The 19,206-nt window shown below is 69.7% G+C and carries 15 protein-coding genes; all 15 read right to left on the minus strand.

The annotated features are described in order from the left end of the window. Positions 1-24: 24 nt before the first annotated feature. Entirely contained in the window at positions 25-1,077 is a 1,053-nt protein-coding gene (locus tag ACUYMY_RS05920; protein WP_481702689.1) for a hypothetical protein, read from the minus strand. Next, on the minus strand, positions 1,074-1,280 hold the full coding sequence (locus tag ACUYMY_RS05925) for a hypothetical protein (protein WP_481702690.1): 207 nt from the start codon (positions 1,278-1,280) through the stop codon (positions 1,074-1,076). Before ACUYMY_RS05925 ends, ACUYMY_RS05920 begins: the two co-directional genes overlap by 4 nt. Beyond that, complete coding sequence (locus ACUYMY_RS05930) at positions 1,277-1,609, minus strand: hypothetical protein (RefSeq protein ID WP_481702691.1); 333 nt, start codon at positions 1,607-1,609, stop codon at positions 1,277-1,279. The genes ACUYMY_RS05925 and ACUYMY_RS05930 overlap by 4 nt, the downstream gene beginning before the upstream one ends. Beyond that, positions 1,606-3,384 carry a glycosyltransferase gene (locus ACUYMY_RS05935; protein ID WP_481702692.1) on the minus strand — a complete coding sequence of 593 codons (1,779 nt, stop codon included), beginning with the start codon at positions 3,382-3,384 and terminating at the stop codon, positions 1,606-1,608. Before ACUYMY_RS05935 ends, ACUYMY_RS05930 begins: the two co-directional genes overlap by 4 nt. An 8-nt stretch (positions 3,385-3,392) precedes the next feature. Beyond that, positions 3,393-4,676 (minus strand): lipopolysaccharide biosynthesis protein, encoded by a 1,284-nt coding sequence (locus ACUYMY_RS05940; RefSeq protein ID WP_481702693.1) that lies wholly within the window; start codon positions 4,674-4,676, stop codon positions 3,393-3,395. Then, complete coding sequence (locus tag ACUYMY_RS05945) at positions 4,666-5,484, minus strand: glycosyltransferase (protein ID WP_481702694.1); 819 nt, start codon at positions 5,482-5,484, stop codon at positions 4,666-4,668. Before ACUYMY_RS05945 ends, ACUYMY_RS05940 begins: the two co-directional genes overlap by 11 nt. 13 nt (positions 5,485-5,497) lie before the next feature. Further along, the gene (locus tag ACUYMY_RS05950; RefSeq protein WP_481702695.1) at positions 5,498-6,589 is read right to left on the minus strand and encodes a hypothetical protein; all 1,092 of its coding nucleotides are present in this window, start codon (positions 6,587-6,589) and stop codon (positions 5,498-5,500) included. A gap of 108 nt (positions 6,590-6,697) precedes the next feature. Further along, entirely contained in the window at positions 6,698-10,411 is a 3,714-nt protein-coding gene (locus ACUYMY_RS05955) for an Ig-like domain-containing protein (protein WP_481702696.1), read from the minus strand. Between the two features lie 332 nt (positions 10,412-10,743). Continuing rightward, entirely contained in the window at positions 10,744-11,730 is a 987-nt protein-coding gene (locus ACUYMY_RS05960) for a glycosyltransferase family 2 protein (protein ID WP_481702697.1), read from the minus strand. Position 11,731: 1 nt separating this feature from the next. Continuing rightward, positions 11,732-12,520, minus strand: a complete 789-nt coding sequence (locus ACUYMY_RS05965; protein ID WP_481702698.1) for a glycosyltransferase family 2 protein — start codon at positions 12,518-12,520, stop codon at positions 11,732-11,734. Positions 12,521-13,095: 575 nt separating this feature from the next. After that, a complete protein-coding gene (locus tag ACUYMY_RS05970) occupies positions 13,096-13,326 on the minus strand; it encodes a hypothetical protein (protein ID WP_481702699.1) in 231 nt (76 codons plus the stop codon). Between the two features lie 22 nt (positions 13,327-13,348). Beyond that, positions 13,349-14,047: a deoxyribose-phosphate aldolase gene (gene deoC, locus ACUYMY_RS05975; protein ID WP_481702700.1), complete on the minus strand. Its 699-nt coding sequence runs from the start codon at positions 14,045-14,047 to the stop codon at positions 13,349-13,351. A gap of 156 nt (positions 14,048-14,203) precedes the next feature. Continuing rightward, positions 14,204-15,340 carry a uroporphyrinogen-III synthase gene (locus ACUYMY_RS05980; protein ID WP_481704973.1) on the minus strand — a complete coding sequence of 379 codons (1,137 nt, stop codon included), beginning with the start codon at positions 15,338-15,340 and terminating at the stop codon, positions 14,204-14,206. Between the two features lie 23 nt (positions 15,341-15,363). Further along, a complete protein-coding gene (cobA, locus tag ACUYMY_RS05985) occupies positions 15,364-16,431 on the minus strand; it encodes a uroporphyrinogen-III C-methyltransferase (protein ID WP_481702701.1) in 1,068 nt (355 codons plus the stop codon). A gap of 2 nt (positions 16,432-16,433) precedes the next feature. Then, the gene (nirB, locus tag ACUYMY_RS05990; protein WP_481704974.1) at positions 16,434-19,070 is read right to left on the minus strand and encodes a nitrite reductase large subunit NirB; all 2,637 of its coding nucleotides are present in this window, start codon (positions 19,068-19,070) and stop codon (positions 16,434-16,436) included. Between the last annotated feature and the right edge of the window lie 136 nt (positions 19,071-19,206).

Raw genomic sequence — 19,206 nt, forward strand, 5'->3', positions numbered from 1 at the left:
CCGTGCGGCGACGCCGGGTACGGCTCAGCCGCCGTCGGGATGCCAGTACCGCAGCCCGCCCCTCGTGGCGCCGTCGCTGGCCACGCCGACCATGGCGTAGGGGAACGCCAGCCGGTCGGACTGGTCAGGCCCGCGGCCGCGGACGTCCGAAGACCATGTGCCGGTGTTGATGTACCGGGTGGAGCACGCCTCGAGCGTCGATTCGAGGGCCCGGTGGGTGTGGCCGGAGACGTACCAGGCCACCCCGGAACCGTAGGCCTCGAGCGTACGTGCGAACCGGGCCGCTGACGCGGGAGCATCCTGGCCGGTGATGCTGTGCCCGGCGGCCGCGAGCACCATGCGGGTCGCGGCCATCGGGAGCGCCGACGCCGTCCGGAACCGAGACAGCCGCGCCAGGTCGCGAATGGCCGCCCCCTCGAGCCCGAGCCGCAGCGACTCGGTCTGCAGCAGATGCTCGTAGGCGAGTGTCTGGACGCGGCGTTCCGCGCGCTCCGATGCCAGGCAGGCGCGGGCCAGGGCTCCGAGACGGCTCAGGCGCGGCCTCGGAGGATGGGCGTGCCAGGCGGCCAGCGGCGGTCGGTCCAGCTCGTCTGTGCCGTTGACCGCCGTGCGGAGCACCTCGGGAATCCGGTGCAGCGCGTGGTGCTGGTGCCCGTGCTCGGCGACCAGCACGTGGGGCACGTGCAGGAACCACGGGTGAACCCGGACCCGCGTGGGCTCGAGCGGCGACAGCAGCGCCGACAGGCGGGCTGCGACCGAGGGCCGGGCCAGCTCGACGTCGTGGTTTCCGCACACGAAGTGCAGCCGCACGCCGCGGGCCGCACACGCCTGGAGCGCCTGGAACACATCTCGGTGGCGGGCGAGGATGGACTCGAGCCGGGCCAGGCTCTCCTCCTCGGTGAGCCCGACCAGCTCGAACGTGTCACCGACGAAGGCCACGTGCCGCCGGGCATCGGAGGCTGCGAGCACCTCGCGGCGCAGGAACTCGGGCAGCACTCTGCTGGGACGTCTGGGATCGTCGTCGGACACGCCCAGGTGGACGTCGCTGAGGAGCCACCACAACGCCGCGCGGCTCATGCGAGCAGTCCCAGCACGCGTGGAAGGAAGAGGAGCAGGAACATCGCCCACATGACGCCGATGGCCCAGCGGCTCACCGTTCGGCCGACGAGCTTCCGGCGGCTGGGCGGCCCGGGATCTGGCCCTGCGCGTCGGACCTCGAGCGTGACGAGGGTGACGAGCAGGGCGGCACCTGCGAGCAGTGCCGCCACCAGGTCGATCACGATGCTTCCTTCCGTGCGCGTGCTGCGCATGCCAGGACGGTGGCGACGCCCATCGTGACAACGCACGCCTGCCACGACCACACAGCGAGGTAGAACATGGCCGTGGACACCGCCGTGAGCGCGCCGAGACCGAGCGCCAGGACGAGCAGCGCGACGAGCGCGGGGTCGGTCACCGGCGTGAGTCGGGCCAGGGCCTGCCCCGGGAGCAGGACGAGGGCGGCTAGCGCGGCGACCGCCTGCAGCGGCGTCGGCAGCCCGACGAGCGTCACGAGGGACAGCGCCACGGCCGCGAGAGCGAGCGCCGCCGTGGTCCGGCTGACGCGGTTCATGGCGTCACCCGGTACACGCGGGCGTCGGCGTTGCCGAACGCGATCTCCACGCCGTCCTGCGAGCTCAGCCACGCCTCGAGCTCGGCGAGGCCGTCCGCGCTGCTGGCGCCCTGGATCACGAGGCTCGCCTCCGACGAGCGCGTGAGCAGCATGATGGCGCCGGCGGGATTGCGCCGTGCGTAGTCGTAGACGAGTGGGCCGCACGTCGCCGTCGACAAGTCGTTCCGGCACAGATCCTCGATCGTCCTGTATCGGTGTTCGAGGTACGCCTCGCTGCGCCACGGCGTCGGGTGGGCAGCCGAGATGATCGCCGAGCCGGGCGGCGCGAGACTCTGCGCGGCGGCGACAGCGGTGATCTCCTCGTCAGTGAAGACGTCGTACTGGGCGTTCCCGAACCGGCCCGTCACGGTCAGCACGGCCAGCAGGAACCCGGTGAGCGCAAGGACACCCGCGGCGGGGACAGAGGGGCGGGTGCTGCCGCCCGTGGGAAGCAGGACCGAGCAGGCCTGGAAGGCCACGAAAGGCAGGGCAAACAGCGAGACGCGGATGAGCATCTCCCCGCCGTACAACTGCACAGGGAAGAGCAGCAGCGGGGTGACGGCGAGGAGGACCACGCGGAGGTCGAGGCGGCCGCTGCGCCAGTCGCGCACCGCCCCCGCCGCGGCCAGCGCCCACAGCACGAGGGTGAGAATGATCCGGACCTGCACCACGACCACATGCCCAGCGGTCCCGTACACGCGGTCGACGACATTCGCGTCGATCGCGGCCTCAATCCCTGCGTCAAGCAGGGGCGGATGCCCGGCGAGGAAGGTGCTCGCGGGGAAGGCGAGCCAGAGCCCCAGAATGACCGCGGTGATCAGGGGCAGCCGGCTGGGCCAGAGACGTCCAGTCAGGGTGAGTGCGGTCATGGCGATGAGCGCCATGAACGGCGTCAGCTGATGGCTCGCGGAGATGACCATGACGAGCAGGAGGGTCACCGCGAGGGCGCCCACCCTGTGCGCCGGCCGGGGCTCGGCGGGCGTCCGCCCCCGCCACCACGCTGCCAGATCGGCGCGTCGGAAGCCGCGGAACTCGGACGGCCGCGCGGCCAACGGGCCGAGGAGCAGCGCGACCACGACGAGGTACAGGAAGAAGCCGAAGGCCTGAGGAGACAGGTAGTCCTGGTCCTGCCAGTTGCCGAGGCAGAAGATCCACAGCACGAGCCAGCGGCGACGCGGATCGCTCGTCAGGTAGCGCACCAGCACGCCCAGGGCGGCGAGCCACAGACCCATGTTGAGCACCGGCGCCCACAGGGCAACGGCTATGGGGTCGAGACCGGTTGCCTGGAGCACCGTCGCCAGGAGGGCGAAGAAAGCCGGCCAGTTGAAGTACGCGTCGATTCTCGGGTTGATCCCCTGGCTGTCCGTGAGAGCATCCGCGACCCCAAGATGGCGGAACGCGACCTCCCCCCGCGGCACGTCCGTCACGAAGGCCGCGGTTCCGAAGAGCATGAGCACGAGCACCGCGATGAGCCACAGCATGACCAGACGGCGGGCTGGACCCGAGGCATCCCCCCGCAGCGCCACGATGAAGGCGATGTTCAGGAGCAGGACCCCGATCCAGAACGGGTAGGGCAGCACGGCGACGAGCCCCAAATCGCTGTTCACCGGCACGGCCACCGTGAAGGCGGCCGCCACAGCAAGCGCCAGCGACACGGCGCCTGCCACTGCGCACCACACCTCACGGGGCTTCCAGCGCCCCACGGTGCGGACGGTCGCATCAAGCCTGCCGGCCATCACGCGGCTCATCGTGCGTCCCGAGTGACGCGCCGGAGGACGGCGACCAGCCGGAGGCCGACGGCCGCAGCCCCGATGGAGAGCACCACGAGCCACGTCAGGGCCATCGTCGTGGCGCCGCTGTCGGCGGCCGACAGCGCTGAGGCGCAGAGGGCGACCCCGAGCGCCACGCCGACGATGATCGCCTCCAGGGAGCGACCGCGGACCCGACAGACGGCGTTGTAGGCCTGCAGCACTGCGTAAGGCACCAGTCCGGCCGCCAACCACTGGAGAGCGCCGGCGGAAGATTCGGCGTACCGCTCACCCAGCAGGCTGAGCAGCGGGTGGGCGAAAAGGGCGAGGACGGCGGCTGCCAGACCTCCCACGACGAGCGACCAACGGAAGCTCGCCATGGTGGTCGACACCAGACGGTCCGGTTCGCGGACACCCTCGGAGAACTGGACGATCCCCATGAGCGTCGGAGCAGTATAGGCGGCCCAGGCCACCATCCATGCCGGATACCAGTAGGCAGCGGCCTCCGGCGCGACCATGTGCGCGAGCAGGAGCGGCAGCACGAGCCCTGGGGCCCGCTCGGTGAGCGTGAGGAGCTGGTGCGGAATGCCCAGCGCGAGCAGTGGCCGGCCGCGAGCCGAGCGGAAGGACGGTCGGGGCCGGTAGCCGACGAGTCGTCGCAGCTGCACCGCACCGACCACGCAGGTCACGGTCGACCCGAGCGTCCAGCAGGCCATCAGCACATCGGCGGGGACGCCCTGCCCCAGCCAACCGACGAGCGCCGCAGCCCCGAGTGAGACCCCGCCGCCGAGGACGTACCTGAGGGTTGCACTGGCACCGCGTCCCAACGCCACGAGCGCCTGGTCCAGCACGATGACGAGGGTGCCGGTGACGGCAGCGACGAGGAACGTGAGCCAGAAGAGAACCGATGTCACGGCCGTATCCGCCGCAACGGCCGACTGCAGCACGAGGTAGCCGAGGGCCAGCAGCGTGCCGGCTATCCCCACGATGGCGAACGCGGCGTCCAGAACCCGCCCGGGCGGCTCCCCTCGTCCCACCGAGACGATCACGGCCGACCCGGTGCCCAGCACCGCTAGCTGCGTGCAGATCATCACGGCCGAGACCGCGGCCGTGGTCAGCCCGACCTCACGGACGGAGGCCGCATGCGCGGCAATGATCCAGAAGGCGAAGCCGGCGCCCGTCTGGGCGGCCTTGCCCAGGATGAGGCCGAGCGAGCTGTGCAGGGCGGAATGCCGGATCGTCGGAGCCTCCTTGATAACCTTCCCCACTTCAGTGCTCATGAGCGAGACTCCTTGCCATGGCTGCGTAGTTGTACCAGCAGAAGGCCACGTAGTAGCGCAGCCACCGGGGCTGGCCCGCGGCGAGGCTCAACGCGCTGCCACGGACTGCCGCGGCAGCGGGCAGCAGCGCCAACCTGGCACCGCGCCAGCCGTGCTTGCGGATCATCCGTCCCAATCCGGTTCCGTCCATGAGGAACTGGTCGAGGGCGAAGTCGAAGTCGTCTGAGGCGAAACGATGTTCGACGAGGACTCGGCGTGACACTCCGGTTCGCAGCCCCGACTCCCGCATCCGCCAACGCAGCTCGATGTCCTCCCCAGACTTGAAGGAGTCATCGAAACCCACGCCCAGCATCAGGTCTCGGTCGACGATCGTCGCCACGAGCCCGAACCAGTTGCGGCTGCGGCCGGTGCGATGGTGGTGTGCCAGCGCCTGCCCCCAGTAGCCCGGCCCAGCGACGCTCTCCAGACCGGCCTGGAGGGCGTCGTAGCCGCCCTCGACCAGCTCCGTGAGCAGGTCCGCGACTCCGGTGGGCCCGAACACGACGTCGGCGTCGACGAGCAGGACCCACCGAGTGCTGCTGCTCCGGACACCGAGCGTTCGAGCCCACGGCAGGCCGCGGCCCTCATCGCTCACGACCCGGGCACCGGCCGCGAGGGCGAGGTCGACGGTGCCGTCAGTGGACAATCCGTCCACCACGATGATCTCGGCGACACCGGACTGGCGCAGTGCCTCCAGACAGCGCGGGAGCAGGCGCTCCGCGTTCCGGGCCGGAACGACGGCAGTGACCTCGGCAGGGCTGTTACCCACTGCGTCTCACCTCTCAGGCCTGCTCGTCGAGGACAGATGGCAGCAGTTCCTCGAGATGCCGGACGATGTCGTCCGACGCCTCGTCCGCCGAGTATGCGGAGGGCACCTGGAGCAGGTGGCAGGGCCGTCCGTCGAGCGCCTTGTTCAGCACGACCCCCTTCGCCGCGAAGTGCTCGCGCCACGGGACGACGGACGTTGCCGCCAGGCCGGTCACGACCCGCTGGGAGAAGCCCGCCATCTCGATGTGGAAGTTGCCGAGCATGCGGTCGACCATCCACTCGCTCGTCTTTTCAGCGAGCCGAGACCTGGTGCCCTCGAAACGCTCGACGTAGACGGCGGCCGCGAGCGGGGCCGAGGTCGTCACTTCTCGCCCAGGGAACGCCATCCCCGGCGTGACCATCCGGTGCTCGGGCGACCACCGCCGGGAGAAGTCCGCGAGGCGCGGATAGCGGATGACGTACGGGTGCACGAGCGTGGTGAGGCGGCTGACGCTCTGCGAGAGCCGCGGCGGTACGAGGGGCTTCCGCGGCCCTTCGAACAGGTGCGGGTAGATGGCCCGGTGGTGCGGCTTGATGAACATCGGCTTCGCATAGCCGAGCAGCGTGGCGTCCTCGGAGAGGAAGGCCCAGTCGTCGCCCATGAACGACCACCCCTCGCGCCGCATCAGCTTGGCGACGGTGCTCGTCTTACCGGTCCCCCCGGCCGCGGGGAGCGCGATCGCATGGCCCCGATAGGCCATGGTCGCCGCATGGATCATGCCGGCTCCTCGACCGACCATGGCGGCATCGAGTACCGGGACCACTGTGGTCAGCAGCTCGCCCGGCCCGTGGATGCGCCACTGCTCTGCGTCCCTCACGACCTGAACCCGGTCGGCCTGGAAACGCACGCTCTTGTCCGTGTAGAGCAGCTCGTGCTCGAGCAGGCCAGCGTCCGGCATCTCCTCCGGCGTGTCATCGACGAGGATGTCGGCCGGCCGTTCCGTCTCGGTAGCGAAGCACGCCAGCATCGTCTTCAGCTGGCTCGCCGCGGGCGCCTTCGCGTCGACGCGGATCGTGGCGCGGCCGTGGATGTCGAAGTGCACTGCCTTGGTGTGTCTGGTGCGCATGGTCGTCCCCTATCTGAGTGGTGTCGGATGATGTTGCTGGTGTGCACGGTGCCGGCAGTCGACGGTGCCCGCGCTGTCCTCGCGGTGGCCTCAATGCCGGCCCTCGATCTACGTCTTCAACGTGAGCACCAGCTTGGGTGCGACCGTGCTGCCGGCCTCTCTGGAGTTGAGGTCCAGGCCGTCGCCGCTGGTGGTGTCCAAGCCGAGAGAGAGAACTCCCCCGAGCTCGCCGGTCAGGGCGCCGACCGTCAGCACAATGCTGTAGTTGGTGTTGGTGGTCGTCGGGCCGAGCGTGCCGAGGATGCTCGTGCCGAGCGTCGGACGGTTGCTGTAGGTGATCCCAGCCTCGGTCCAGCTGTCGTCGGCAACCAGCTTGACGTTCTGCGTGCCCGTCGAGCCGCTCCCGGCGCTGCGCAGCTGCAATGTCGCGCTTTCCAGCGTCCTGCCCGCATAGGCGGACAGGTCGAACTTCAGGTACGTGCGCTCCTCCGGGCTGTTGTCCACGCCGAGCATGGTGCCCGTGCCGAAGTTCGTCCCCGACAGCCCAGTCCCGTTGGACACGTAGCTGTCAGCGATGGCGGTGAGCGTTACGGTCTCCGACGTGCCGCCGCCCGCGGGAGCCGTGGTGAAGGTCCAGGTCTTGTCCGTCGCCAGCGCGTTGCCGGCAGCATCCTTGACCCCACTCGAGCCGCCCTTGATGGTCGCCGTGTAGGTCGTGCCTGCCGTCAGGTCAGCATTCGGGTTCAGCGTCGCGACCCTGTTGGTGCTGTCCAACGTCACGGCGGCCAAGACCGTCGTCGTCCCGGCCTTCACCGTGAACGTGCTCGACGTGACCGTCGAGGCGTCCATCGCCTCCGAGAACGATCCGGTCACATTGGCCGTCACCGCCACTCCGGTCGCACCGGCAGCCGGGGACGTGTCCGTCACCGTCGGGGGCGTCGTGTCACCGCCGCCCCCGGGAGCCGTGGTGAAGGTCCAGGTCCTGTCCGTCGCCAGCGCGTTGCCGGCAGCATCCTTGACCCCACTCGAGCCGCCCTTGATGGTCGCCGTGTAGGTCGTGCCCGCCGCCAGGTCGGCATTCGGATTCAGCGTCGCAACCCTGGTCGTGCTGCTGTATGTCACGGCGGCCGATACCGTCGTGGTCGGCGTCGTCCCCGTCTGCAGGGTGAACGTGTTCGACGTGATGGTCGAGGCGTCCATCGCCTCCGAGAACGACCCGGTCACATCCGCCGTCACCGCCACGCCGGTCGCACCGGCAGCCGGAGACGTACCCGTCACCGTTGGGGCCGTCGTATCGCCACCACCGCTGCCGCCGCCGCTCAGCGTCAGCACGAGCTTGGGTGCGGCGGTGCTGCCGGCCTCTCTGGAGTTGAGGTCCAGGCCGTCGCCGCTGGTGGTGTCCAGGCCGAGAGAGAGCTCTTGGCCCAGCTCGCCGGTCAGGGCGCCGACCGTCAGCACGACGCTGTAGTCGGTGTTGGTCGTCGTCGGGCCGAGCGTGCCGAGGATGCTCGTGCCGAGCGTCGGACGGTTGCTGTAGGTGATCCCAGCCTCGGTCCAGCTGTCGTCGGCAACCAGCTTGACGTTCTGCGTGCCCGTCGAGCCGCTCCCGGCGCTGCGCAGCTGCAATGTCGCGCTTTCCAGCGTCCTGCCCGCATAGGCGGACAGGTCGAACTTCAGGTACGTGCGCTCCTCCGGGCTGTTGTCCACGCCGAGCATGGTGCCCGTGCCGAAGTTCGTCCCCGACAGCCCGGTCCCGTTGGACACGTAGCTGTCAGCGATGGCCGTGAGCGTAACGGTCTCCGACGTGCCGCCGCCCGCGGGAGCCGTGGTGAAGGTCCAGGTCTTGTCCGTCGCCAGCGCGTTGCCGGCAGCATCCTTGGCCCCACTCGAGCCGCCCTTGATGGTCGCCGTGTACTTCGTGCCTGCCGTCAGGTCGGCATTCGGGTTCAGCGTCGCGACCTTGGTCGTGCTGTCGTACGTCACGGCGGCCGATACCGGCGTCGGCGAAGTCTCCGACTGCAGGGTGAAGGCCGACGTGACAGTCGACTGATCCATGGCCTCCGAGAACGTCCCGGTCACATTCGTCGTCACTGCCACGCCGGTTGCGCCGGCGGCTGGGGACGTGTCCGTCACCGTCGGGGGCGTCGTGTCACCGCCGCCGGCGGGAGCCGTGGTGAAGGTCCAGGTCCTGTCCGATGCCAGCGCGTTGCCGGCAGCATCCTTGACCCCACTCGAGCCGCCCTTGATGGTCGCCGTGTAGGTCGTGCCCGCCACCAGGTCAGCATCCGGGTTCAGCGTCGCGACCCTGTTGGTGCTGTCCAACGTCACAGCGGCCGCCAGTGGCTTCGGTGGCGTCGTATCCGCCTGCAGGGTGAACGTGTCCGTCGTGACCGTGGAGGCGTCCATCGCCTCAGAGAACGAACCGGTCACATTGGCCGTCACCGCCACGCCGGTCGCACCGGCAGCCGGAGACGTGTCCGTCACCGTCGGGGGCGTCGTGTCACCGCCGCCCGCGGGAGCCGTCGTGAAGGTCCAGGTCCTGTCCGTCGCCAGCGCGTTGCCGGCAGCATCCCTCACCCCGTTCGAGCCGCCCTCGATCGTCGCCGTGTACGTCGTATCCGCCGCCAGGTCAGCACTCGGGTTCAGCGTCGCAGCCTTGGTCGTGCTGCTGTACGTCACGGCGGCCGGCACCGTCGTCGTTCCCGCCGTCAGCGTGAACGTCGTCCCTGTGATGGTCGAGGCGTCCATCGCCTCCGAGAACGTCCCGGTCACATCCGTCGTCACTGCCACATCGGTCGCACCAGCAGCCGGAGAGGTCCCCGTCACCGTCGGAGCCGTCGTATCACCGCCGCCACTGCTGGGATCGTAGAAGTGCCAGTACCGGTTGGTGGCATTCACATCGGCGAGCACCAGCAGACCGCTGTTCGCCGTGCGCCGCGCCGCACTGTTGAGGTTCTGCTTCGTCGAGGTCACGTTGTGCACATACTGGTCGGCGTCCACGATGCGAGCCGTCTTCGCCGTCGTGAAGCTGATGTTGCTCAGCGGCGTGGTCTTCTCGTAGATCGCACCCCCCGAGCTAGTACAGACACCGGCGTTCGTCGTGCCACTCGGCTTCGGATAGGTGGCGAAGGTGCGCAGCATCCGCGTGCTCTCGTCAATCAAGACGATCACGCGGTTCGGGCACTCCGACTCATGCGCGATCGTGTGCGCCGTCCACGTCGTACCGTTCAATTCCAGCAGCTGGATCAGCGGCTCGGACGCCGCCGTGAAGGACGTCTTGACAGCGGCGAACACCTGATCCCCCGAGGAGTCCAGCCACTTCAGGTTCATGTGGTCATCGGCGCTGTGCAGGCCTTTCACCGCCGCCACAGGAGTGGTCCAGGCGGTGTTCGAGGCCCCATCGACGTGATAGCTCCAGTACATGCCATCGGTGGAGTCGCCGACTTGCCGGCTCCACATGATGCCCATCTTGCCGGGACCGAAGGCGATCACAGCCGACGTGTCGTCCACAGACACGTTGCTCAGCGACGCAGGATGTTGGAACGGCGTCCCCCACGTCTTGCCGTCCGTGCCGGTGACGTTCAGATAGATCCGGTTGCCCTGCTGCCAGGTCGCCCACACTCGGCCAGTCGAGTCCTTGTCGATGACCAGGGTCTCCACCTTGTAGTTGTTGATGGTTGAAGAACCCAGCAGCGAGTAAGTCTTCGTGCTCGAGTTGTAGCTGTAACGCCGCATCGTCGACGGGAAGTTCGGCTCAGCGGGCAGACCGTCGTTGACGAACCGATAGCTCGCCACATACAAGGTCGTCCCGTCCCACAGCACGTCATGGTGCGTGTTCGCGCGCGCGTCCGTCGCTAGACCTGTGCTGGTCCACGAGCTCGACGAGGCATTGAACCGGAAGATCTCGAACCTCGAGCTGGCGGTGTCCCACAGGTTCCCCCACCAGATCCCGTCGTTGAACCACAGCGCACTCGTCGCCCGCTTCGTCCCCGTCGGTGTCCCAGTCCCCGAATGCGAGGGGCCCTCAACCCCGACATCACCCGTAGCAGCCGAGGCCGCCAGGGGCATCATGAGACTGCCCAGCGCAAGCAGCAGCGTTGTCAGAAGTGCCCGAAGCCGCATATGCCGCGGCGCCCGTCGAGACTGTCCATTCTCTACCAATGTTGCTCCCCAGAGTTGGAACGGCTCACGGCTCCGGCCTCAGAAGAGGCCAGCTGCCGGCCTCTCACATAGCCCGCAGTCGTGAGGGCAAGGACCGCGACGATCGCGCCCGCTCGGCGGAGACCATCGCTCTCGCCTCGCAGGAGCCAGTCGCCGAGCCCGGTGATGACGGCGAGCGGCAACACCCGCCTGACGTAGCGGCGTTCGGGGCCAAGAGCCCTCTTATGGCCCACGATCTGGCTGACGCGGGCTTTCGATATCCCTTCCGACCAGGAGCGCGACAGCATGTACTTGAGCGTTCCCCTGGCCGCGGGCACACTGTGGCGAACGACGGCGGCGGGCTCGTACACGACGCGTGATCCTGGACTGCCGATGGTCGCGCGGATGCAGATTTCGGTCTCCTCGCAGCCCAAGGGCACTGTGCCCTGGCGCCCAAGCGACGTATTGAATCCCCCGACCTGCACGAGGACGTCCCGGCGGAACGACATGTTCGCGCCAATGACGTTCCGCACCTCCGAGGCAATCCTGGGCAGCCCCTGGTGGGTGCAGCCCACAATCCAGTCCAGCTCCGCCCCGAAGAACCCGGGCCGGCCGGCCTCCCATGCGGGTTCAACCCTGCCGCCCACTGCCAGGACGTCGGGATCGTCGTAGAGGGCGGTGAGCCGCTCGAGCCAGTCGGGGTTCGCTTCAGCATCGTCGTCGAGGAAGGCAACGACCTCCGAGGTTGCCAGGCTCACGCCGGTGTTCCGTGCCCCCGACAGCCCCCGGGAGCCAGCGTTCTCCATGATCGTCGTATCCCTGACCGAGGCGATGAGCCGCTTGTAGAGGTCGGGGTTGTTGTCGACGACGACCAAGATCTGCTGGGCAGGGTACGTCTGCACCCTGACTGACTGGATGGCCCGCATGAGCAGGTCAAACCGATCCATGGTGTAGCAGCAGATCACTACTGAGACTGACGGAGGTTCTGCAGCGATCCGCATCTCACATTCCTTCCATCGGGGCCAGAACGCTTCTGGGATCGGTGGGCGTTCGGGGGAACCGGACGTCTGGATACGTGTACCGGACACGGCGCAGCGACTCGGGCCGGGCACCGGCAGTGGGGGCATCCCACCGCACGCATTCGCGCGCGAGGGTGTGGAGGACCCGCCACCCATCGCGGAACGTGCGCAGATGCGAGTCGCCCGAGATCCGGTTCAGCTCGATGCTGGGTACTTCTGCGATCCGCAGTCCTGCGCGGGCCGCACGGACGATGAGCTCGGTTTCGATTTCGAAGCCGTCAGACGCCAGCTCGAGAATTTCGAGGCACTCACGGCGGAAGGCGATGTAGCCGTAGCAGAGATCGGAATAGTTGCTGTGGAGGACGGTGTTTGCCAGCCGAGTGAGGGTGCGATTCCCCATGCTGCGCAGCCAGGTGATGTCCTCCGAGCCGCCGCCGGTGACGTAGCGGGAGCCCTTGACGAAGTCATAGTCGTGCTGGATTGGGGCCAGGAACCAGCCAATCTCCCGGGGATCCATGCTTCCGTCGGCATCCAGCATGACGATGATGTCCCCCGTTGCGGCCGCGAAGCCGGCTCGCATCGCCAAGCCTTTCCCTCGTCTGGGCTCCGCCACAATCGTGACGTCGAGACGAAGAGAACGCGCCACTTGGACCGTGAGGTCCGTGGAGCGCCCGTCCACAATGACGACTTCGTCGACGTAGGACGGCATGCGGCGGAGAACCCATGGAAGGTTCATCGCTTCGTTGAGCGTCGGGATCACGACGCTGACCAAGGCCGAGGACGACCTTTCCTGGTCGGGGAGGCTGGGAACCTGACTGGCTATTGACACGGCGCTCACCGCTTCATGTGCTCGCGGGGTTCTTGGAGAACCCGGCTATGGTGCGAATAGGTCGAGAGCAGTTCGGGAACCAGACCCCGTGTGCCTCCCCAACCCACGGGTGTTCAGGTTCTGCCCTTCAGCCGAGCGTAGATTCCGCCAAATTGGAGTGTCACGAGTATCGAGTACGCACATCGCCCAGCCTGCGCGCACGGTAGTACTCAGGATCCTCGCACTCGTGTACTTTCCCCTCGGCCGTGCTGCTACTCGCACAAGGAATCGACTCCGCGCAAGGGCTCAGGATGCGGTGTTCTGCGCTCGGGGGCCGGCAGAGACGGCAAGTAGTGCCCGAGCACTCGATGAGGTACTCGCTACGCGGGCGATCGCCATCAAGGCTCTCTAGGATCGGTACATGTCCGCCAGAAGACCAGGCCCGGGCGCCTCGGGCGCACAAAAAGAGGCGCCCCGGGATTCACATCCCAGGGCGCCTCGCTACGATCCCTGCTGCTGGGAGCGCGGCACTGAAGCTGTCAGCGGTGGTCGTCGCCCGAGTCCGAGGCGCCCATGATCGCCATCGGGACGAAGTACGCGAGCGCGAAGAGGCCGATGAGGGCCGCCATCGGCCACCAGGTGGTGAACGTCAGGAACTGCACGAGGTAGAGCCCCAGCAGGAAGATGGCCATGAGGATGACGAACACCACGGCGCTCGCGGCCAGGTTGTTGTCGTTCTCGAGAGGGCGCTTGTTCAGGTCGTCGGACATGTCTCTCCCTGGTGCGAAGTGTCTAGTAGCCAGCGGCGCCCGAGCCGCCGGTGACGATCGCGACGCCGGAGCTCGCGCCGATCCGCGTGGCGCCAGCAGCAATCATAGCCCGCGCATCGTCCGCGGTGCGCACGCCGCCCGAGGCCTTGACCCCGATGACGGGACCGACCGTGGCCCGCATGAGCGCGACGTCCTGGGCCGTCGCGCCGCCCCCGTTGAACCCTGTGGAGGTCTTCACGAAGTCCGCTCCGGCCTCGACGGCGGCCTCGCACGCGAGGACCTTCTGCTCGTCGGTCAGGAGCGAGGTCTCGATGATGACCTTGAGGACCGAGGAGCTCCCGTGCACCGCCTCGGCCACGGCCTGGATGTCCTCGACGAGGGCACCGCGGTCGTTGGCCCGGGCCGCGGCGATGTTGATGACCATGTCCACCTCGTCGGCGCCGTCGAGCGTCGCCCCGCGGGCCTCGAAGACCTTCACGTCGGTCGGCGTCGCCCCGAGCGGGAACCCGGCGACAGCGCACGTGAGCACGCCCGAGCCGCGCAGGGCCTTGGCCGCCGTCTTGACCCAGACGGGGTTCACGCACACGGACTTGAACCCGTACTGGACCGCCTCGCTGCACAGCCGAAGGATCTCGGCCTCGCTCGCCTCGGGCTTGAGCAGGGTGTGGTCGATGTAGCCTGCGAGGTCCTGGGGGGTGAGCTCGGCAGATGCGGAAGACACGGCGGCGTCCTTTCGGTCGGGTCCGTCCTCGGGGTCGCCCCCTCGGGTCATCCCATACTGGCACAGGGCGACACTGGCACACGGCACTGCTGGCACAGCACGGGGCCGGTGCCGGGTCGAACCCGGCACCGGCCCCGTCATGGTGCCTCCGCGCGGCTACACGACCCGCAGCCGGTACCCCCGCTTGACGACGGTCTGGACCATGTCCGCGCTCGGGAGCGCGTTGCGCAGCCGGTTCACGGCCATGTCGAGGGCGTGGTTCGAGCCGGACTGCGAGAGCAGGCGCGCGAGCGTGTCGCGGGGCACGACGGCGCCGCCGGCGTCGAAGAGCGTCCTGAACAGGAGCATCGCCGCGGGCGGGAGCGAGAGCTCGGTGCCGTCCACGCTCAGCGTGCGGCCGCGCAGCTCGACGTCGCCCGCCGGCGTCGTGAGCCGCCGCACCTGCCGCCGGGCGAGGTTGTCGGTGACGAGCTTGATGAGCGCGCCCATCCGGAAGCGCTCGGGGACCCACGGGCGCAGCCCGGCGGCCTCGAGCGGCGCCGCGGTGACGGGCCCGACGGCGGCCGTCGCGACGCGCTGGCGCATCGCCGTGATGAGCTGCGGGTAGACGCCGAGCTCGTGCGCGGTGCTGAAGAGGGCGTCGACCGCGGGGGCGCTCGTGAACGTCACGACGTCGAGGTCCCCGGCGCAGATGGCCGCGATGAGCGCCTCGAGCCGGTCGCCGCCCTCGGGGCGCACCCAGCGGTACGGGGTCACCGTGATGAGCTCCGCGCCCGCGTCGCGCAGCCGGTCGAGCTGGACCCGGTCGGTGTAGCCGTGCAGCTGCATGACGACGCGCTTGCCGTCGAGCCGCCCGCCGGCGTCCCGCAGGACGAGGTCGACGAGCGTCGCCGTCGTCTCGTCGTTGGAGATGCCGACGTCGGCCAGCCCGGCAGCCCGGACCGCGCCGCGGGCCTTGGGCCCGCGCACGTAGAGCGACGACGCGCTGAGGGCGGCCGTGAGGCTGTCGCCGAGCCCGGCCGCGTCCGCGACCTCAAGCCAGCGGCGCATGCCGTAGGCGGTCGTGACGATGCACACGTCGGGGCGGGACCCGATGGTCCGGCGCGTGTCCTCGAGCACCCCGAGGTCCTGGTCGACGGGGGCGATCGTGAGCACGGGAGCGTGGATCACCTCCGCGCCGCGCCGCTCGAGGGCCTCGATGAGGTCCTCGGACCGGCGGTGGGACGTGACGCCCACGCGGAAGCCCTTGAGCGCGGTCGCGATCTCGGGGGCCGCCTCGGGCGCTCGCGTCATGAGTGCTGCTCCATTCGACTCGCTCACGTGCGGGTTCCTTCAGCTTCCATCATGAAGGACGCGGCGAGTCCGCGCAGTTCGTCCTCGGCCGCGGCCCGCGAGCCCGTGCCCGCGAGCCGCACGACCTCGCCGATGACGATCACGGCAGGGTTCGCGCACCGCGCCGTGTCCGCCTCGGCCCGCCCGAGCTCCGTGAGCGTGGTCGTCTGGCCGGCCTGGTGGCCGCGCTCGACGACGGCGAGCGGCATCGTCGCGGGCATCCCCGCCCGCCGCAGGCCGGCGGCGAGGTGCGGGAGGTTCGCGATGCCCATGAGGACGACGATCGTGCCGCCCGCCGTGCCGAGCCCGGCGAGGTGCCGGTGCTCGTCGTCGGTCAGGGGAGCGTGCCCGGAGACGACCGTGAAGGAGTGGCTCACGTTGCGGTGCGTGACGGGGATGCCGGCCGCCGCGGGGACGGCGATCGAGCTCGAGATCCCGGACACGACCCGGACGGGGATTCCGGCCTCGGCGCAGGCCGCGGCCTCCTCGCCGCCGCGGCCGAACACGAACGGGTCGCCGCCCTTGAGCCGCACGACGTTGGCGCCGGCCTGGGCGTGCTCCACGATGAGCCGGTTGATCTCCTCCTGCGGCACCTTGTGGTGGCCCGGGAGCTTGCCGACGTCGACGAGCTGGGCGGTGGTGAGCTCGGCGAGCTCGCGCCAGGGCGCGAGCCGGTCGAAGAGGACGACGTCCGCGTCGCGGAGGGCCTCGACGGCGTCGACCGTGAGCAGCCCGCGCGAGCCGGGCCCGCCGCCCACGAGGGTCACGTGGCCGCGCGGCCCCGCCGCGGGCTCGTCCACCCGCGGCACCCCGAGCACGCGGTAGTGCTCGAGCACGGGTGCCCAGTCGGCGTCGTGCGCCCGGCCGCCGCCCACGACGGCGAGGAGCGCCGGGCGGGACGGCAGGGCGACGGCGGCGCGATACGCGGCGGGGGAGTCGAAGTGCGCTACCGCCGCGCCGGCCCGCCGGTAGCGGGCGAGGGCCTGGCGGGCGTCGTCGGCGCTGCCGAGGACGACGACGGGCAGCCCCTCAAGATTCAGGCTCACCTTCATGGTCAGACCTCCTCGGAGGGCACGGCGCTCGGGCGGACCGGGATGCTCACGCCGAGCGAGACCTTCTCGCCCTCGGTGGCCGGGCGGATCTGGTCGCGCTCGGACACGTGGACGATCGAGTCGTCGAGGGCGTCGGGGGCGTTGACGAACGAGCGGAAGCGGCGCAGGCGCTCCGGGTCGGCGAGCGTCGCGGCCCACTCGTCCTCGTAGTTCTCGACGTGCTTGGCCATGGCAGCCTCGAGGTCCTCGGCGATGCCGAGCGAGTCCTCGACGACGACCTGGCGCACGTGCTCGAGCCCGCCGTCGAGCTCCTCCTGCCAGCGCGCGGTGCGCTGGAGGCGGTCGGCGGTGCGGATGTAGTACATGAAGTAGCGGTCGATGTACTTGATGAGCGTCTCGTCGTCGAGGTCCTTGGCGAGGAGCTGGGCGTGCGCGGGGGTCGCGCCGCCGTTGCCGCCGACGTAGAGGTTCCAGCCGTCAGCCGTCGCGATGACGCCGACGTCCTTGCCGCGGGCCTCGGCGCACTCGCGGGCGCAGCCAGAGACGCCGAGCTTGAGCTTGTGCGGGCTGCGGAGGCCGCGGTAGCGCAGCTCGAGCTGGATGGCCATGCCGACGGAGTCCTGCTGGCCGTAGCGGCACCAGGTCGAGCCGACGCAGCTCTTCACGGTGCGCAGGCTCTTGCCGTACGCCTGCCCGGACTCCATGCCCGCGTCGATGAGCTCCTTCCAGATCTCCGGGAGCTGCTCGAGGCGCGCGCCGAACATGTCGATGCGCTGGCCGCCCGTGATCTTCGTGTACAGGTTGTACTTCTGCGCGACCGCGGCGATGACGCCGAGCTTCTCCGGGGTGATCTCGCCGCCGGGGATGCGCGGGACCACGGAGTAGGTGCCGTCCTTCTGCATGTTCGCCAGCGCCCGGTCGTTCGTGTCCTGGAGCGTGCCGCGGCCGGCGTCGAGGACGTAGGCCGAGTGCTGCGAGGCGAGGATCGAGGCGATGGTCGGCTTGCAGATGTCGCAGCCCGCGCCCGTGCCGTAGGTCGCCATGATGTCCTCGAAGGAGGTCAGCTGGTGCACCCGGATGACGTCGAAGAGCTCCTGGCGGGAGAGCGCGATGTGCTCGCAGAGCGCCTTGGAGACGGTCACGCCGGACTTGGTCAGCTCGGCCTCGAGGAGCTTCTTGATCATCGGCACGCACGAGCCGCACTGGGTGCCGGCGCGCGTGCAGGCCTTGAGGCCTGCGACGTCCTGGACCGGATCCTTGCCCTCGCACGCGCCGCACGCGTTCACGGCGTCGCGCAGCGTTCCGGCGGCCACGTTGTTGCAGGAGCACAGGATGGCGTCGTCCGGGAGCTCGGTCTCGGGGGCGTCGCCGCCGCCTGCCGCGGACAGGAACGCGCCGGGCTCGGCGGGCAGCTCGCGGCCGAGGAGCGGGCGGAGGCTCAGGTAGGGGGTCGCGTCGCCCACGAAGATGCCGCCGAGGAGCGTGCGCGCGTCGTCGGTCGTGACGATCTTCTGGTACACGCCCCGGGCCGGGTCGGCGTAGACGATCTCGAGCGCGCCGGGCTCCTGGGCGAACGCGTCGCCGAAGCTCGCGACGTCCACGCCCGAGAGCTTGAGCTTGGTCGCGGTGTCGAAGCCCGGGAAGGTGGCCTCGCCGCCGTGCAGGCGGTCAGCGACGATCTCGGCCATCGTGTTCGCGGGGGCGACGAGGCCCAGGCACATGCCGCCGAAGCTCGCGACCTCGCCGATGGCCCACACGCCGTCGACGCCGGTCGCGCATGACTCGTCGATCACGACGCCGCCGCGCGGGCCGACCTCGAACGTCCCCGCGGCGGCGCCCTCGCCGGCCTCCTCAACGGCGCTGACCGCGTCGCGGATGAGCTCGTCGCGCGGGCGCACGCCGATGGCGACGACGACGAGGTCCGCGGCGATGACCCGCTCGTCGGCCATGAGCACGCCGGTGACCACGCCGTCGTCGTCCGTCAGGACCTCGGACGGGAACACACCGCCGTGGACGGTGAAGCCCTTGGCCGCGATGAGCCGCGTGAGCGCCTGCCCCGCGCCCTCGTCAAGCTGCCTGTTCATGGGCCACGGTGAGCCGTCGATGATGAGCGAATCGGCGCCCAGCGACTGCGCGCCCGCCGCGGCCTCGATGCCGAGGAGGCCACCGCCGATGACGGCGACGACGGGCTGGCGGCCCAGGCTCTCGGCGAGCCGGGCGATCTCGGCACGGAGGAACCAGACGTCCTCGAGCGTTCGGTAGACGTACGTCTTGTCTGCGCCGGGGATCGGCAGGCGCGCGGCATTCGAGCCGGTCGCGAGGACGAGCTCGTCGTACGGGTGGGCCTCGGGCTCCTGGCCCTCGCCGGAGACCGTGTAGACGGTCTTCGCGGCGGCGTCGATGCGCACGGCGCGGGCCCCGGTGCGGAGCGTCACGCCGGGGACGTCCCACAGGGACGGCTCGCCGAGGGTGAGGTCGACATCCGACAGGAGCGCCTTGGAGAGGGCGACGCGGTCGTAGGGGAGGTGGGCCTCCTCCGTCAGCGTGGTGACCTCGAAGCCCTCCAGGCCGCGCGCGGCCATCGCCTCGACGAAGCGGTGGGCCGCGGGGCCGCCGCCGACGACGACGACGCGCCGCACCGCAGGTGCGGAATCAGAGGAAGCAGAGGCAGAGTCGGGGGCCGGGGTGCTCTGGCTGGGGTTGCTCACGGGCGGTGCCTTCCGTAGAACTGGCCGCCGGGCATGCCGGCGAAGGGTTTACTCCAGCCTAGGAAGG

It is taken from the genome of Sinomonas sp. T428B (assembly GCF_056780155.1).

Bases quoted from the DNA above. Each gene is read 5' to 3' on its own strand.
- ACUYMY_RS05935 (WP_481702692.1), bottom strand. From the start codon at position 3,384: ATGGCCGGCAGGCTTGATGCGACCGTCCGCACCGTGGGGCGCTGGAAG.
- ACUYMY_RS05980 (WP_481704973.1), bottom strand. From the start codon at position 15,340: ATGACGCGAGCGCCCGAGGCGGCCCCCGAGATCGCGACCGCGCTCAAG.
- ACUYMY_RS05940 (WP_481702693.1), bottom strand. From the start codon at position 4,676: ATGAGCACTGAAGTGGGGAAGGTTATCAAGGAGGCTCCGACGATCCGG.
- ACUYMY_RS05960 (WP_481702697.1), bottom strand. From the start codon at position 11,730: ATGCGGATCGCTGCAGAACCTCCGTCAGTCTCAGTAGTGATCTGCTGC.
- ACUYMY_RS05920 (WP_481702689.1), bottom strand. From the start codon at position 1,077: ATGAGCCGCGCGGCGTTGTGGTGGCTCCTCAGCGACGTCCACCTGGGC.
- ACUYMY_RS05950 (WP_481702695.1), bottom strand. From the start codon at position 6,589: ATGCGCACCAGACACACCAAGGCAGTGCACTTCGACATCCACGGCCGC.
- ACUYMY_RS05970 (WP_481702699.1), bottom strand. From the start codon at position 13,326: ATGTCCGACGACCTGAACAAGCGCCCTCTCGAGAACGACAACAACCTG.
- cobA (WP_481702701.1), bottom strand. From the start codon at position 16,431: ATGAAGGTGAGCCTGAATCTTGAGGGGCTGCCCGTCGTCGTCCTCGGC.
- ACUYMY_RS05930 (WP_481702691.1), bottom strand. From the start codon at position 1,609: ATGAACCGCGTCAGCCGGACCACGGCGGCGCTCGCTCTCGCGGCCGTG.